Source organism: Sodalis sp. RH22, from assembly GCF_047324165.1.
Taxonomy (GTDB): domain Bacteria; phylum Pseudomonadota; class Gammaproteobacteria; order Enterobacterales; family Enterobacteriaceae; genus Acerihabitans.
The window spans coordinates 2694244-2710163 of the sequence record NZ_CP178731.1 but is presented as its reverse complement, the minus strand read 5'-3'; the positions used below and the strand labels follow the sequence as shown (position 1 = coordinate 2710163).

Here is a 15920-nt window from a genome sequence, read left to right as displayed (position 1 = left end):
GATCGACATGAACACGACCATAGCTAAACAGATCGCCGAACAGGGCGGCGTGGAAGCCTACCTGCATGCGCAACAGTATAAAAGCCTGCTGCGCTTTCTCACCTGCGGCAGCGTGGACGACGGCAAAAGCACCCTGATTGGCCGCCTGCTGCACGATACCCGTCAAATTTATGAAGATCAGCTGACTACGCTGCACTCCGACAGCAAGCGCCTGGGCACCCAGGGCGAGAAGCTGGACCTCGCGCTGCTGGTGGACGGCCTGCAGGCGGAGCGGGAGCAGGGCATCACCATTGACGTGGCTTACCGCTATTTCTCCACGGAAAAGCGTAAATTCATTATTGCCGATACGCCGGGGCATGAACAGTACACGCGCAACATGGCCACCGGCGCGTCCACCTGCGATCTGGCGATCCTGTTAATCGACGCGCGCAAAGGCGTGCTGGACCAGACCCGCCGCCATAGTTTTATCAGTACGCTGCTGGGCATTCGTCATCTGGTGGTGGCGGTCAACAAGATGGATTTGGTGGACTACCGGCAGACTGTCTTTGAACAGTTCAAGCAGGATTACCTGCACTTCGCCGAGGAACTGCCGGTGGATCTGAGCATTACGTTTGTGCCGATTTCCGCCCTTGACGGCGATAACGTCGTCACGCCCAGCGTCGCCATGCCCTGGTATAACGGCCCGACGCTGCTGCAGGTGCTGGAAACGGTCGAAGTCATCAATCTTAATGAACAGCAGCCGATGCGTTTTCCCGTGCAGTACGTTAACCGGCCCAACCTGGATTTCCGTGGTTACGCCGGTACCGTGGCGGCGGGCGTGCTGCGGGTGGGGCAGCAGATAAAAGTGCTGCCTTCGGGCGTCACGTCCTCCATCGCCCGTATCGTGACCTTCGACGGCGACGTGGCCGAAGCCTGGGCAGGCGAGGCGGTGACGCTGGTCCTGGCGGATGAAATCGATATCAGCCGGGGCGATCTGGTGGTGGATGGCGCTGAAACGCTGCGCCCGGTGCGCAACGCCCTGGTGGATGTGGTCTGGATGACCGACAACCCGCTGGTGGCCGGCCAAAGCTTCGACATTAAAATCGGCGGTAAAAAGACCCGCGCCCGGATAGAAAATATCCAGTATCAGGTGGAGATCAACAGCCTGACCCAGCGCGTGGTCGACAGCCTGCCGCTCAATGGCATCGGTCTGGTGGAGCTGGCGTTCGACGAGCCGATGGCGGTGGATAAATACCCGCATAACGCCGTGACCGGCGGCATGATTTTTATCGACCGCCTGAGCAACGTGACCGTCGGCGCGGGCATGGTGCGCGAACCCTTGGCGGAGGTCTTTACCGAGCCCCAGCGCCACAGCGAATTCGAGCTGGAATTAAACGCGCTGGTGCGCCGCCACTTCCCGCACTGGGGCGCGCGTGATTTGCTGGGTGGTAAATAACCATGGCCCATCGGCATACCCCATACCCCGCGGCGCCCGACAGCAATATTGTCTGGCACGAACACCCGATAACCCGGGAGGATCGCGAACAGTTGCACCGGCATCAGGGAACGGTGGTCTGGTTTACCGGCCTTTCCGGCTCGGGCAAATCCACCCTGGCGGGCGCCCTTGAACAGGCTCTGCATCCGCTGGGCATCAGCACCTACCTGCTGGACGGCGATAACGTGCGCCATGGTTTATGCAGCGATTTGGGGTTCAGCGAAACGGATCGCCGGGAAAATATCCGCCGGGTGGGTGAAGTCGCCCGCCTGATGGTGGATGCCGGACTGGTGGTGCTGACCGCCTTTATTTCCCCGCATCGCGCAGAGCGCCGGATGGTGCGCGATCTGCTGCCCGCCGGACGCTTTATCGAAGTGTATGTGGACACGCCGCTGGACATTTGTGAAGCCCGCGATCCCAAAGGCCTGTATAAAAAAGCCCGCGCGGGGCGGTTGCCTAATTTTACCGGCATCGACGCGGTTTACGAGGCTCCCGAGCAGGCGGAAATTCATCTTGACGGCCAACAATTGGTAACACATTTGACCGGGCAATTGTTAGACCTGCTGCGTGGCCGCGTTATCATCAGTTCCTGAGAAGCCGCATCGGTATACCGGCCGTCCGGCCGCGTTACCACCAGCCCAGGAAGTGAGAGGTATGCTGAACGTCACCCAGACCAAGCGCGTCATGCCGGCCAAGGTTATCCCCGCCCCGGTAGCCGAACGCGCCGCCGAAGAGCCCGCTTATGGCTTTTGGGGGGCGATGGCGGGGTTTATCTTCTACTGGCTGGCCTTCGCCATTCCCATTCTTACCTATGGCGCCAATGCGCTATTCTTCCTGCTCTACACCTGGCCTTTTTTCCTGGCGTTAATCCCGGTATCGGTGCTGATCGGCCTGGTGTTCAGCGTTCTGCTGACCGGCCGGCTGATCCTGATGATCGCCTGCACCGGCCTGGCGGTTTTTTGCCTGTTCTGGCTGGTGTTCACCGCGCTCACCGGCTGGTAAAGCGTAAGAATGGGGTTACGACGGGTAACAAACCGTAAAAAAGCATTGGAAATGCGCGTAAAAAAGCAGCTTCAGCGTCTTTTCCCCGTCATTTTGGCGCCCGGTGTGGAGTCCTGGCCCAAGTTATGGGATGATTGGGCTGTCTTTTAGGGGGCGGGGATGGGAAAACTTACGCTGTTATTACTGGTATTGCTTGGCTGGCTGCAATATTCCTTGTGGCTGGGTAAAAATGGCGTGCACGATTTAGTCCGGGTCGAGGACGACGTGTCGGTCCAACAGGCCGGTAATGCAAAGCTTAAAGCGCGCAACGATCAATTATTCGCGGAAATCGATGATCTCAACGATGGACAAGAAGCCATTGAGGAACGATCACGCAATGAACTCGGCATGATTAAGCCGGGAGAGAGTTTCTATCGCCTGGTGCCGGATCAGTCTAAACGTCGGACGGCGGCGCCTGCTTCACAAGACAATCAATAATGACCACGTCGGCCGGGGCATTCCCCGCAACCATTGCTATTCTGCCGGCCGCCGGCATCGGCAGCCGCATGGGCACGGATTGTCCCAAGCAATACCTCGCCATTGGTGGTAAAACCCTGCTGGAGCATGCCATCGACGCGCTGCTGCGCCAGTCCTGCGTGCGCCATGTTATTGTCGCCATCAGTGCGGATGACCCTTATTTCGCCTCCCTGCCCATCGGCCGCGACGCGCGCGTCAGCCATGTTATCGGCGGGCGGGAGCGCGCCGATTCAGTGATGGCGGGCCTGCGCGCGGCGCGCGGGCGGGCGGGCGACGAAAAATGGGTACTGGTGCATGACGCCGCGCGTCCCTGCCTGCATCAGGACGACCTGGCCCGCCTGCTGGCGATCACCGCCCATACCGCCATCGGCGGCATCCTGGCGACGCCGGTGCGCGATACCATGAAGCGGGCCGGCGGCGATGCCATCGACCATACGGTGGATCGCAACCATCTCTGGCATGCCATGACCCCCCAACTTTTCCCCCTGGCCCTGCTGGAATCCTGCCTGGCCCGGGCGCTGGCGGACGGCGCGCGCGTTACCGACGAAGCCTCGGCGCTGGAGCACTGCGGCTACCGGCCGCTGCTGGTGGCGGGCCGCGCGGATAATATTAAAGTCACCTGCCCGGAGGATTTAGCCCTGGCAGCATTCTATTTGACCCAATTGCAAAACAGCGCCATTGCATAAGCATAATAATAAGGAGAGCCGGTGAAACGTATCCGTATCGGTCATGGTTTTGATGTCCACAAGTTCGGCGGCGAAGGCCCGTTGATTATCGGCGGCGTGCGTATTCCCTACACCCAGGGACTGCTCGCCCACTCCGACGGCGACGTGGCGCTGCATGCGGTGACCGACGCGCTGCTCGGCGCCGCCGCGCTCGGCGATATCGGCAAGCTGTTTCCGGATACCGATGCGGCTTACAAGGGCGCGGACAGCCGCGCGCTGCTGCGCGAAGCCTGGCGGCGCATACGGGAAAAAGGCTACCTCTTGGGCAATATCGATATCACCATTATCGCCCAGGCGCCGAAGATGGCCCCGCATATTCCGCAAATGCGGATTCATCTGGCGGAAGATCTGGCGTGCCATATGGATGATGTCAACGTCAAGGCCACCACCACCGAACAGTTGGGTTTTACCGGGCGCGGCGAAGGCATCGCCTGCGAGGCGGTGGCGTTGCTGCTAAAAGACGCATGATCGCCGACCTCAACCCCCTGAATTTATTCTGGCTGCACGGCAAGCCCGAAGCTACCGGTATCATCAAGGCGCAGCCCGCGGATTTCCAGGTGCTGGAAGATCTCGGGTTCGAGCCTGACGGCGCGGGCGAGCACGTGCTGGTACGGTTGCGTAAAAGCGGCGCCAATACGGTATTCGTCGCCGAAGAGCTGGCCAAATTCGCCGCCATCCCCGCCCGGTCGGTAAGTTATGCCGGGCTCAAGGATCGCCATGCGGTGACCGAACAGTGGTTCTGCCTCCATCTGCCGGGCAAGGAAACCCCGGATTTCTCCGCCTTCAGTCTTGAGGGGTGTGAGGTGGTGCGCAGTACGCGCCATGGCCGCAAGCTGCGCATCGGCACATTGAAAGGTAATGCCTTTGACTTGGTATTGCGTGAGATAAGCGATCGGGACGCCGTGGAAGATCGCCTGAATATCATTGCCCGCGAAGGCGTGCCCAACTATTTCGGCAGCCAGCGTTTCGGCCATCAGGGCAACAATCTCGATCGGGCGCTGCGCTGGGCGCGTGGCGAAATCAAGGTCAAGGAACGCGGCAAACGCAGTTTCTACCTCTCAAGCGCCCGCAGCGCGCTGTTCAATCTGGTGGCCAGCCAGCGTCTCGAGCGTCTTGGCCGCCGGCAGGTGCTGGCCGGCGACGCCCTGCAGCTTACCGGCCGGGGCAGTTGGTTTGTCGCCACCGATGAGGATATGCCGGACGCCCCCGCGCGCGTGGCCAGCGGCGAACTGAGCCTGACCGCGCCGCTGCCCGGGGACGGTTTGCCGGGCAGCGAGCGCGAGGCGCTGGCGTTTGAACAGCAGTGCCTGTCCGGCCAGCCGGAATTACTCGGATTATTGGCCCGGGAACGGCTGGAACCGGCGCGCCGCGCCCTGATGCTCAGGCCCGCCGATATGCGTTGGCACTGGCGCGACGACGCCACGCTTGCGTTGTCGTTCGCCCTGCCGGCGGGCAGCTTCGCCACCAGCGTTATCCGCGAACTGCTCGACGCGCCGGCGGACGTTGTCCTGTAAGCCCCCGTTGCCCGGGGCCATCCCGGCCACGGGTATTTTGCGGACCGGCCGGCACGGCAGGCTTCACCGCCGTAGCGTTTCATGCCATTATTACGGTTATTCCCGGCCTGCATCGCTGCCGTTCGTTTTGATGCGCAGGCCGATTTTGCCCAATGGGTGGGCGGCGCGTTAAAAACAATCAATAATTAATAAAGCTAATAATGATATGCGCATACTATTAAGTAATGATGATGGCATTCATGCGCCCGGCATCCAAGCGCTGGCGGCCGCCCTGCGCCAGTCTGCCGATGTGGACAGCGTGCAAATCGTGGCGCCCGATCGCAACCGCAGCGGAGCGTCGAACTCGCTGACCCTCGACCGGCCGCTGCGGGCGCTGAAAGAGGGCAACGGTGATATCGCGGTGCAATCCGGCACGCCCACCGACTGCGTCTATCTCGGCGTCACCGCCCTGATGCGCCCCGGTCCCGATATCGTGGTGTCCGGCATTAACACCGGTCCCAACCTGGGGGACGACGTTATTTATTCCGGCACGGTGGCCGCGGCCATGGAAGGACGGCACCTCGGCTTCCCGGCGCTGGCTATTTCACTAAACGGCGATACCTTTTATGATACCGCCGCGGTCATTGCCTGCAGGCTTATCCGGGCCTTGACCCTTGAGCCGCTGCGTACCGGCAGGATCCTGAACGTCAATGTCCCCGACCTGCCAATGTCTGCCATCAAGGGTATCAAGGTCACCCGTTGCGGCAGCCGGCATCCCGCCGCCCATGCCATCCGGCAGCTGGACCCGCGCGGCCGTGAAATATTCTGGATCGGCCCGCCCGGTGAAACGTTCGACAAAGGGCCCGATACTGATTTTGCCGCCATTGAGCAGGGGTATGTTTCCATTACGCCATTGCAGGTGGATTTAACCGCCTATTCCGCTCAATCGGTACTCACGTCGTGGTTGGCCAATGCGGAGGTCAGTTGGACATGGTAAACCGTCGCACCCAGGCCCTGCTCGAACAGCTTCGCCAGCAGGGAATAAGAGATGAACGGCTGTTGCAAGCCATCGAATCGGTACCGCGCGAGCGATTTATCGACGAAGCTTTCGAACATAAGGCATACGACAATACCGCCTTGCCCATCGGCTCGGGCCAGACCATTTCCCAACCCTATATCGTGGCGCGCATGACGGAGCTGCTCAGGCTCCAGCCGACATCGCGCGTGCTGGAAATCGGCACCGGCTCCGGCTACCAGACAGCGATTCTCGCGCACCTGGTGCAGCATGTCTGTTCCGTCGAGCGCATCAAGAAACTGCAGTGGCAGGCCAAACGCCGCCTCAAGCAGCTGGATTTGCATAATGTGTCCACCCGCCATGGCGACGGTTGGCTGGGCTGGCCGTCGCGCGGTCCTTTCGATGCCATTATCGTCACCGCCGCGCCGCCGGAGATACCCTCGGCGCTGATGGCCCAATTGGATGAAGGCGGCATTATGGTATTGCCGGTCGGCGAGGATACCCAGGATTTGACCACCGTCACGCGCCAGGATGGCGAGTTTAGGGTGGAAACCGTCGAAGCGGTGCGTTTTGTACCCCTGATCAGGGGAGAACTGGCATAATCGGCAGCATGTTTTTTACCCCTTCATCACTCCCATACGCCCGCGCGATGCCACCTGATATTTCTATACAACTGTTTTATGGCACCTTCCCCCGGATGTTGCTAGCATTAACAGCATAAAATTAACTTTTCGGAAATAGCTGAAAATACTCTCATTCATGAAGTAATGAGAGAAAATAGGATGTATAACGATAATGTCTGGCATGTTTGGAACGATGATTGGCTTTGCTGCCATAGGGGAGAGATGAGCATGGGAAGCCCGAAATGCTATTGGCGCCGCGTTGCGGTATGTTCAATGGCAAGTTTATGGTTGGCGGGTTGCGCCAGTGATGAGACAGCGGCACCAATCAGTAGCGTGGGCGGCGATAATAACAGCGGTATGACGACATCCGCCCCCGTCCAGAGACCACGGCTGCAACAGCAGCCATCGCAACCGCTGCCTACGCGGCAGCTGCAACCGGTACAGCCGGTACAGCCAGCCCAGCCGAACGTGGTTGGAAGCGTAAGTGCCGTTAACCAATCGTCTGAAGGTAATATTGTTTATAACCGCAGCTACACCTCTATTCCAAAAGGTTCCTATGGCGGTACTACCTATCAGGTCAAGCGCGGTGATACATTGTTTTATATCGCTTGGATTACCGGGAATGACTATCGTGATTTGGCAAAAAGGAATAATATTCCGGAACCTTATGGATTGAATGTAGGTCAAACCTTACAAGTGGGTAACGGAACGGCACCCCTAACCGGGAGCGGAACCGTGGCAGGCGGCGAAGTAAGCGGCGGAGGCATGCTGGCAAATCATAGCAGCGCTACCGTGGCTTCAGGCGCCACTGTCGCTCCAAATGCCGCTACGAATACGAAAATGATGAGCTCGGGTATTGATTCTCAAGCAAACAATGAGTATTCTGAAAATTCAGGTAAACAGAATGTAGGGAAAATGTTGCCATCTAACGGCGGCAAAATGTTACCCACATCGGGAGCAGTTGTTGCAACAACCGCCCCTGTTACCGCACCCGCTTCAACGTCCGGCACTATGATGTCGGGCGGCAGTACGGCGATAACCGGTTGGCGTTGGCCGACGGACGGAAAGATTATTGATAACTTCTCCGCTGCGGAAGGCGGCAATAAGGGTATCGATATTTCCGGTTCACGCGGACAATCCATCCTGGCCACCTCCGGCGGACGAGTCGTCTATGCCGGTAACGCTTTGCGAGGGTACGGTAATCTGATAATCATCAAACATAATGATGATTACCTGAGCGCCTATGCCCATAACGACACGATGCTGGTACGGGAACAACAAGAAGTGAGCGCCGGGCAGAAAATCGCTACCATGGGTAGCACGGGTACCAGCTCGGTTAGATTGCATTTTGAAATTCGTTACAAGGGGAAATCCGTAAACCCGCTGCGTTATCTCCCGCAGCGATAAATTGGTCGGAATATCCAGATATTCTGTCCTGGGATCACGGGTAGGAGCCATAGAATGAGCGAAAACACGCTGAAAGTAACCGAGTTACATGAAGAAGCCGAATTCGACGAGAACGGAGCCGAAACATTTGACGAGAAAGCGTTAATCGATGAGCCCGCTGATAATGATTTGGCGGAAGAAGAGTTGCTGTCTCAGGCGGCCAGCCAACGTGTGCTGGATGCCACGCAACTCTATTTGGGTGAGATCGGATACTCCCCATTGCTTACAGCTGAAGAAGAAGTGTATTTTGCCCGGCGTGCGCTTCGGGGTGATGTTGCCTCACGACGCCGTATGATTGAAAGCAACCTGCGGCTGGTGGTTAAAATCGCCCGCCGTTATGGCAACCGCGGACTGGCGCTGCTGGATTTGATCGAGGAAGGTAACCTGGGTCTTATCCGCGCGGTAGAGAAATTTGACCCGGAAAGAGGGTTCCGTTTCTCCACATACGCTACCTGGTGGATCCGCCAGACCATTGAACGGGCGATCATGAATCAAACCCGTACCATACGTCTGCCGATCCATATCGTAAAAGAATTGAATGTCTATTTACGCACCGCCAGGGAGTTGTCCCACAAGCTCGACCATGAGCCAAGCGCGGAGGAAATTGCCGAGCAGCTTGATAAACCGGTCGATGACGTCAGCCGTATGCTGCGCCTTAACGAACGTATTACTTCAGTGGATACTCCGCTCGGCGGGGATTCTGAAAAAGCCCTGTTGGACATTTTGTCCGATGACAAAGACAGCGGGCCGGAAGATACCACGCAAGACGATGATATGAAGCAAAGTATCGTTAAGTGGTTATTTGAACTGAACGCCAAGCAGCGTGAAGTGCTGGCCCGGCGTTTTGGCTTGTTAGGGTATGAAGCCGCCACGCTTGAGGATGTAGGCCGTGAGATCGGATTGACGCGTGAACGCGTCCGCCAGATCCAGGTTGAAGGTCTGCGCCGCCTGCGTGAAATCCTGCAAGGGCAGGGGCTGAACCTTGAGGCTCTGTTCCGGGAATAACCGCCCGGAAATAAAAAACGGTGAAGGGTAAACCTTCACCGTTTTTTTTTGTTTTATGGTAACCCCTGCGGACCGCGGTGGACCTAAAGCATTCCCTTCAGGCGATAAATCCACTCCAGCGCCGCCCTGGGCGTCAGCGTATCCGGATCAATCCCCTCAAGCGCGGCAACCGCCGGCGGCGTTTCTTCCTCCACCGGCGCCAGCAGCGACAGCTGCGAACCGTCCACCTTGCTGGCCGTGGCGCTGGTGGACAGGTTTTCCAGTTCCTTCAGTTTTTGCCGCGCCCGTTTAATCACCTCGCGCGGCACTCCGGCCAGCGCCGCCACCGACAGTCCATAGCTCTTGCTGGCGGCGCCATCCTGCACGGTATGCATAAAAGCAATGGTCTCGCCTTGTTCAAGCGCGTCCAGGTGGACATTCACCACCCCCTCCATCTTTTCCGGCAGGGTGGTCAGTTCAAAATAGTGGGTGGCGAACAAGGTCATGGCTTTAATCCGCCCGGCCAGGCTCTCAGCGCAGGCCCAGGCCAGCGATAAACCGTCATAGGTGGAGGTGCCGCGGCCGATTTCGTCCATCAGCACCAGGCTTTGCGGCGTGGCGTTGTGCAGGATATTGGCCGTCTCGGTCATTTCCACCATAAAAGTGGATCGTCCGGAGGCCAGATCGTCCGCCGCTCCCACCCGGGTAAAAATACGATCCACCGGTCCTATTACCGCCTGTGCGGCGGGGACAAAGCTGCCGATATAAGCCATCAGCACGATCAGCGCATTTTGCCGCATATAGGTGCTTTTGCCGCCCATGTTCGGGCCGGTAATGATCAGCATGCGCCGCTGGGCGGACAGCGCGAGCGGATTGGCGATAAACGGCTCGCTTAACACCCGCTCCACCACCGGGTGGCGTCCCGCCGAAATCCGGATCCCCGGCTGGTCGGTGAGCGTCGGACACACATAATTCAGCGTTTCGGCCCGTTCGGCCAGGTTGCTGAGCACGTCCAGCTCGGACAGCGCCGCCGCGCATTGCTGCAAGGGGCCGAGATGGGGCAATAGCAGATCAAATAACTGATCATAGAGCGCCTTTTCCAACGCCAGCGCTTTACCTTTGGAGGTCAGCACCTTGTCCTCGTACTCTTTGAGTTCCGGAATAATATAGCGTTCGGCGTTTTTCAGCGTCTGGCGGCGGACATAGTGCATCGGCGCCTGATGGCTTTGTCCCCGGCTGAGCTGGATATAATAGCCGTGCACAGCGTTAAAGCCGACTTTCAGGGTCTCAAGGCCGGTTTTTTCGCGCTCGCGGATTTCCAGGCGGTCGAGATAATCGGTGGCGCCGTCGGCCAGCGCCCGCCATTCATCCAGTTCCTCATGATAACCCGGCGCAATCACGCCGCCGTCGCGCACCAGCACCGGCGGCGCATCGACTACCGCCCGCTCGAGCAAGGTCCTTAATTCGTCAAACAGCCCCACCTGCGCGAGCAGATGGCGAATGTGCTCCGTCGGCTGCGGCGCCAGCAACGCATGGATAGCCGGAAACTGCTGGAAGGCATGGCGCATGCGCGCCAGATCGCGCGGGCGTGCCGAGCGCAGCGCCAGGCGCGCCAGGATACGCTCCAGGTCCCCAACCTGACGCAGCAGCGGCTGCAGCTCGGCGCAGGTCTCCTGCAGGCTGCTGATGGCCTGCTGGCGATGGGTCAGTACGGCGGTATCGCGGGTAGGCATATGCAGCCAGCGTTTCAGCATCCGGCTGCCCATCGCCGTCACGGTATGATCCAGTATTTCCGCCAGGGTATTGTCAAACCCGCCGCTAAGGTTTTGCGTTAACTCCAGATTGCGGCGCGTGGCGGCGTCCATCACGATGCCGTCCTGCTGGCGTTCAAGCGTGATGGCGCGGATATGGGGCAGCGAGGTGCGCTGGGTGTCCTTGACATACTGCAGCAGGCAGCCGGCGGCGCGCAGCGCGGCGCTGGCGCGCTCGATGCCGAAGCCATGCAAATCCCGGGTGCCGAACTGCAGATTAAGCTGCTGGCGGGCGGTATCGAGCTCAAACTCCCAGATCGGCCGGCGGCGCAGTCCACGGCGATGCTCAATCAGCCCCATTTCCTGCAATGTTTCGGGAAACAGCAGTTCAGCGGGGTTGGTGCGCTGCAATTCAGCGGCCATGGCCTCGCGATCGGCCGGTTCGCACACCAGAAAACGCCCGGAGCTAAGATCAAGGGTGGCATAACCGAACCCGGACGCCTCCTGCCACATGGCCGCCAGCAGATTATCCTGGCGTTCGTTTAACAGCGCTTCATCGCTCAGGGTTCCCGGCGTGACGATGCGCACCACCCTCCGCTCCACGGGGCCTTTGGTGGTGGCCGGATCGCCGATTTGCTCGCAAATGGCCACCGACTCGCCCAGCTGTACCAGCTTGGCCAGGTAGGTCTCCACCGCATGGTAAGGCACCCCGGCCATGGGGATCGGTTCGCCGGCGGATTGGCCGCGCCGGGTCAGCGAAATATCCATCAGCTGCGAGGCGCGCCGGGCGTCGTCAAAGAACAGCTCGTAGAAATCGCCCATCCGATAGAACAGCAAGATGTCAGGATGCTGCGCCTTGAGGCGCAGGTACTGCTGCATCATGGGGGTGTGTGCGTCGAAATTCTCTAGTGTACTCATCAGTTTATGATGTCCATTTTATTAAATTTTAAAGAGTTAGTGATATTTGTTGTTCTCATTGAGTTTCACTTTGTCTCATTGGATCTCATGAAATCCTACATTTCGTTTCATAAATGCGTAGGGAGCATGATAACGGAGTCTTTAGGGCAGGAAAACAAGAGGCAAAGCCACTGTCGTTTAAAGCGATAGAAATGATGAAGCCAGGTGACAAAGATAAAGCTGATATTGGCGAAAATCGTGGTTTACGTGTCTCCTGTGGTGCAACCGGGGTTAAGTGATCCTACCCAGATTTGACGGACATGCTGTTAAAAATAAGCTGCGCAATCAATACACGCCCGAGTTTCGCGAGCAAGCGTTGGCACTGGCCGACACCGTCGGCGTGGCTCAAGGTGCCCGAGAACTTAATCTCTATGAATCACAACTTTATAAGGGGCGTTCTAAAACCCGCCGGCAGAACAACAACGGTGAGCGGGAACAATAGCAACTCGCCGTGATCGCCCGCCTTAAGCGCCAACTCGCCGAGAAAGATGAGGAATTGGCTATCCTCCAAAAGGCGGCCACATACTTCGCCAATCGCCTGAAATGAAGTATGTGTTTATGAAAAATTATCAGGCAATATTTAGGGTAAAAAGCATGGCGCGTGTGTTGCATGCTTCTCGCAGTGGTTTCTATGCTTGGCTGGCTCGTCAAAGAGTACCGTCATCTCGCCAGCAGGCCAGGCAAACCCGCGATACCCGAGTCCTTGCTGCATTTAATCAAGCCAAACAGCGTTATGGCGCACCGAGACTCACCCTGGACTTACGCGAAGCCGGTTTTGGCTGGAATCGCAAAACAGTCGCGGACAGTCTGCGTCGCCAGGGGCTGAAGGCGCGTGCAGCACGGCGTTTTAAAGCCACGACGAATAGCAATCAAAGTCTGCCGGTGGCCCCCCACCTGTTGAATCAATGCCTTAACGCTGACATTCCGAATCAGAAATGGGTGGGTGACATTACGTACTTGTGGACAGAAGAAGGTTGGTTATATCTTTCTGTTATTATAGATCTTTATTCGCGCGCGGTAGTGGGTTGGTACATGTCTGAACGGATGACGGCAAAACTGGCCTGCGATGCACTGAAAATGGCATTACAGAGAAGAAAAAAACCTCGTGGTATCATTGTCCACACTGACAGAGGCAGCCAGCATTGTTCCCGAGATTACAGTAATATCTTAAAAGACAATAAGTTAAATCCAAGTATGAGCGCTAAAGGTTGTTGTTATGATAATGCCTGCGCTGAAAGCTTTTTCCATAGCCTGAAGGTTGAGCTGAGCCACGGAGAATATTTTGCCAGCAGACAGGAAATGAAAGACGCGGTGTTCAGTTACATTGAAATTGACTATAACCGCTACCGTCGGCACAGTGCCAATGGTGGGCTAAGCCCGGAACAATATGAACGAAAGAATCTCGCTTAGGGCTGTGTCCGTTATTGCTGGGTAGGATCAGAATTACTGGAACTCATTTTTGCGACAAGCACATAAGGAATTGTCATGCTCAAGAAACTCGCGGTTATCGTCTGCATGTTTAGCTTAACGGGTTGTGTGGTCGCCGATATGGATTCCAGCAATTATACAAGCGTCCCTTATGTGCAGATCTTTCAGAAAAAAGGGCAGCACGGTCATACCGATCGTGCGCAGCGAACTCGGGATCTTCATGCCTGTGGCGTGCCTGAAAACGAAAACCCTGACTCGCCTCGCTGGCAACGTGTTGGCGTCGCGCCGGGGCAAACCGTGGATCAGGCATTAGCCCGAGCGCATAAACTTGAACAATGTATGCGCGATAAAGGGTATGACACGCTTGAATTTTCAGAGTGCGGTCCGCTAAAGGCCCCGACAGGAAAATGTAATTAACCATGCTGAATAAAGCCGTACTGTTTTTCTGCGCTCTGCTCACTGGTTGCGTGGTCGCCGATATGGATTCCAGCAATTACACCTATCTCCCGTATGCACATACCATTCAGAAACCGGGCCAGCTCGGGCATACAGACGTTGCGCAGCGTACACGGGATCTCTACAGCTGCGGGCTGGATAAAAATATTGCGCCGGATTATTTTAGCCGGAATTATGTTCATCCTGGAGAAAGTCTTGAGCAGCATAAAAATCGTATCGGGAAAATAGAAAGTTGTATGCAGAGAAAAGGTTACATATTGCTTGACTACGGTGAATGCGGTCCGCTGAAAGCCCCGACAGGAAAATGTAATTAACGCTTCGTCTCTATTGATCGCGCTTTTCTGGCCCAACTCCACCGTTGGGCCAGATTATCAGCCTATCGCCTTCGTGAGGATATCCCGTTCCAGCTGTAACCGCTGTACTTGCTGTTTAAGCTGAGTAATTTCATCGAACAGAGCATCGCGCGTATCCTCAGGCGAAGCCACGTTACGTTTGCGCATGGATTGATATGCCTCGTCACCAAGCATTTCATCCTTCCATTTGTACAATACCTGCCGGCTGACGCCAAGCTTCTGTGCGATGACCCGCGCCGGGATGCGGCGCATGCACCGGTCCCTGACCGCCTGCCGCCTCTGTTCGGGCTCAAAAGTAATGTTATGCTTTTTGGTACTCGTGATCATCCGGAGCCTGCCGGGATGCAACTCGTCAATCCAGCGCACCAGAAGCTCACTGCAAGGGTATCCCAGTGTCCTGCAAGTAAATGCTAAACAACAAGCGTGGGTCAGATAGTGCTCTACAGCAGCCTGTTTTTGCTCGGTCGTATAGCGGGACACCCGCCACTTTTTCCAGTTAATTCTCCTGAGAATTCCCATGCACGAAGCCAGCGAATAAGGTTTTTACGAAACGGATACCCCAGCTCGCGAACAACCGGCGACGCTTTTCTGCCATATTTGACATAGAGTTCAACAGCACGGATACGCTCTTCGAACGAATACATGGACTACCTCCAAAGCAGTCCAAGTTTTCGTCCGCACTCCCGGTGGTCATAATTACATCGGTAGCGACACATAGAAATCCCCTCTGTATTCAGATTAGGAGAAAATTCTACTTATGCATGCACTGGTTTTTCGGGGGGATTACCATGGTTGTTCTCATGAATTATCACTCTATCGCAAGGAAAATCGCTACATCTTACATTCAGGTGCAGCGCCCATGATAACGGAGTCTCCATGGCAGGGAAACCAGCGGGAATGCCCTATCGTCAAAACCGGCAACGTCCCGCACGTCACCCGACCGTGGTGTGCATCCAACCTGGTGAGTTGCGGCAGCGTCGCCGGCAGGGGCGCTGTGCCGCCGCCGGGCTGAAACCGAAAAACAGCCCAGGTAAAAAGCCCGTGCTTTAAGCAACGGCGTCCCAGGGAGGCGATGGCACCCCCTACACCGGATAGCGCGCCGTTCAGGCCGGTTTTTTCGCGCCTTGCCGGCTGACGATATTTTCCCGCAGCCTATTAATTTCCTGATTGAGCCTCTGCAACTGGGCAAGCTCCATATCGGCGTTGCAAAACAGCGCCTCGGACAGGCACGATGACGGCTCTTCCAGCCGTTGTCCTTTGTCGGTGATGGAGATCATGACCTGCCGCTCGTCCTCGGGATTGCGCACGCGTTCGATAAATCCCTCCGTTTCCAGCCGTTTTAGCAGCGGCGTCAGCGTACTGGTTTCCAGCCCCAGCGCGTCGCCGATGCTGCCGATCGATTGTTTGCCCTGTTCCCACAAGACATTCAGCACCAGATACTGCGGATAGGTCACGCCCATGGCGTCAAGCATCGGTTTATAAAGCCGCTTGATGGCGATGGAGGTGGAGTAAATGGCATAGCAAAGCTGCTCCGCCAGACGGGGACGATGTACCACGGCATGCTCCTTAAGCACCAGTCTGAACAGTATCATACCACCGTTAATCGCTTATTAGCTATCGCGATAACAAATAGCTTGACATCAAAGGGTGTGCTGCTAATGTTAATAGCATATTACTTATCGCGATAATTGTTATTG

16 protein-coding genes and 2 pseudogenes are annotated in these 15920 nt (G+C 56.9%); 15 read left to right on the top strand and 3 right to left on the bottom strand.

Annotated features, from left to right (window positions below; genetic code table 11):
• The first annotated feature begins 7 nt into the window (after positions 1–7).
• From cysN to rpoS, 11 genes are all read left to right on the top strand, one after another.
• A complete protein-coding gene (cysN, locus tag ACL2XN_RS12475; RefSeq protein WP_413727117.1) occupies positions 8–1435 on the top strand; it encodes a sulfate adenylyltransferase subunit CysN in 1428 nt (475 codons plus the stop codon).
• A gap of 2 nt (positions 1436–1437) precedes the next feature.
• The gene (gene cysC / locus ACL2XN_RS12470) at positions 1438–2067 is read left to right on the top strand and encodes an adenylyl-sulfate kinase (RefSeq protein WP_413730904.1); all 630 of its coding nucleotides are present in this window, start codon (positions 1438–1440) and stop codon (positions 2065–2067) included.
• A gap of 91 nt (positions 2068–2158) precedes the next feature.
• Positions 2159–2476 (top strand): DUF3561 family protein, encoded by a 318-nt coding sequence (locus ACL2XN_RS12465; RefSeq protein ID WP_410016613.1) that lies wholly within the window; start codon positions 2159–2161, stop codon positions 2474–2476.
• Positions 2477–2635: 159 nt separating this feature from the next.
• Positions 2636–2953 carry a cell division protein FtsB gene (ftsB, locus tag ACL2XN_RS12460; RefSeq protein WP_331122399.1) on the top strand — a complete coding sequence of 106 codons (318 nt, stop codon included), beginning with the start codon at positions 2636–2638 and terminating at the stop codon, positions 2951–2953.
• A complete protein-coding gene (ispD, locus tag ACL2XN_RS12455; RefSeq protein WP_413722175.1) occupies positions 2953–3678 on the top strand; it encodes a 2-C-methyl-D-erythritol 4-phosphate cytidylyltransferase in 726 nt (241 codons plus the stop codon). The genes ftsB and ispD overlap by 1 nt, the downstream gene beginning before the upstream one ends.
• 30 nt (positions 3679–3708) lie before the next feature.
• Entirely contained in the window at positions 3709–4185 is a 477-nt protein-coding gene (gene ispF / locus ACL2XN_RS12450) for a 2-C-methyl-D-erythritol 2,4-cyclodiphosphate synthase (protein ID WP_410016612.1), read from the top strand.
• Positions 4182–5231, top strand: a complete 1050-nt coding sequence (gene truD / locus ACL2XN_RS12445) for a tRNA pseudouridine(13) synthase TruD (RefSeq protein WP_413722176.1) — start codon at positions 4182–4184, stop codon at positions 5229–5231. Before ispF ends, truD begins: the two co-directional genes overlap by 4 nt.
• Before the next feature lie 205 nt (positions 5232–5436).
• A complete protein-coding gene (gene surE / locus ACL2XN_RS12440; protein WP_410016331.1) occupies positions 5437–6207 on the top strand; it encodes a 5'/3'-nucleotidase SurE in 771 nt (256 codons plus the stop codon).
• Positions 6201–6827 (top strand): protein-L-isoaspartate(D-aspartate) O-methyltransferase, encoded by a 627-nt coding sequence (locus tag ACL2XN_RS12435; RefSeq protein ID WP_410016330.1) that lies wholly within the window; start codon positions 6201–6203, stop codon positions 6825–6827. The genes surE and ACL2XN_RS12435 overlap by 7 nt, the downstream gene beginning before the upstream one ends.
• Before the next feature lie 243 nt (positions 6828–7070).
• A complete protein-coding gene (gene nlpD, locus ACL2XN_RS12430) occupies positions 7071–8255 on the top strand; it encodes a murein hydrolase activator NlpD (RefSeq protein WP_413730971.1) in 1185 nt (394 codons plus the stop codon).
• Between the two features lie 54 nt (positions 8256–8309).
• The gene (rpoS, locus tag ACL2XN_RS12425) at positions 8310–9299 is read left to right on the top strand and encodes an RNA polymerase sigma factor RpoS (protein WP_410016329.1); all 990 of its coding nucleotides are present in this window, start codon (positions 8310–8312) and stop codon (positions 9297–9299) included.
• Between the two features lie 83 nt (positions 9300–9382).
• On the opposite strand, the gene mutS is transcribed toward rpoS, so the two are convergent.
• Positions 9383–11947 (bottom strand): DNA mismatch repair protein MutS, encoded by a 2565-nt coding sequence (gene mutS / locus ACL2XN_RS12420; protein WP_413730903.1) that lies wholly within the window; start codon positions 11945–11947, stop codon positions 9383–9385.
• 113 nt (positions 11948–12060) lie between these two features.
• Between mutS and ACL2XN_RS12415 the strand changes: the two are divergent.
• From ACL2XN_RS12415 to ACL2XN_RS12400, 4 genes and pseudogenes are all read left to right on the top strand, one after another.
• Positions 12061–12222 (top strand): annotated as a pseudogene (locus ACL2XN_RS12415) (integrase); the annotation flags it as partial.
• 2 nt (positions 12223–12224) lie between these two features.
• A pseudogene (locus ACL2XN_RS12410) lies at positions 12225–13396 on the top strand (IS3 family transposase).
• A gap of 75 nt (positions 13397–13471) precedes the next feature.
• Positions 13472–13831, top strand: a complete 360-nt coding sequence (locus tag ACL2XN_RS12405; protein ID WP_413722178.1) for a hypothetical protein — start codon at positions 13472–13474, stop codon at positions 13829–13831.
• Between the two features lie 2 nt (positions 13832–13833).
• The gene (locus ACL2XN_RS12400; RefSeq protein ID WP_413730902.1) at positions 13834–14184 is read left to right on the top strand and encodes a hypothetical protein; all 351 of its coding nucleotides are present in this window, start codon (positions 13834–13836) and stop codon (positions 14182–14184) included.
• 57 nt (positions 14185–14241) lie between these two features.
• Here the strand turns inward: ACL2XN_RS12400 and ACL2XN_RS12395 are convergent, their stop codons facing one another.
• Positions 14242–14742, bottom strand: a complete 501-nt coding sequence (locus ACL2XN_RS12395; RefSeq protein ID WP_413730901.1) for a transposase — start codon at positions 14740–14742, stop codon at positions 14242–14244.
• 584 nt (positions 14743–15326) lie between these two features.
• Complete coding sequence (locus ACL2XN_RS12390) at positions 15327–15815, bottom strand: MarR family winged helix-turn-helix transcriptional regulator (protein WP_413730900.1); 489 nt, start codon at positions 15813–15815, stop codon at positions 15327–15329.
• Positions 15816–15920: the final 105 nt, after the last annotated feature.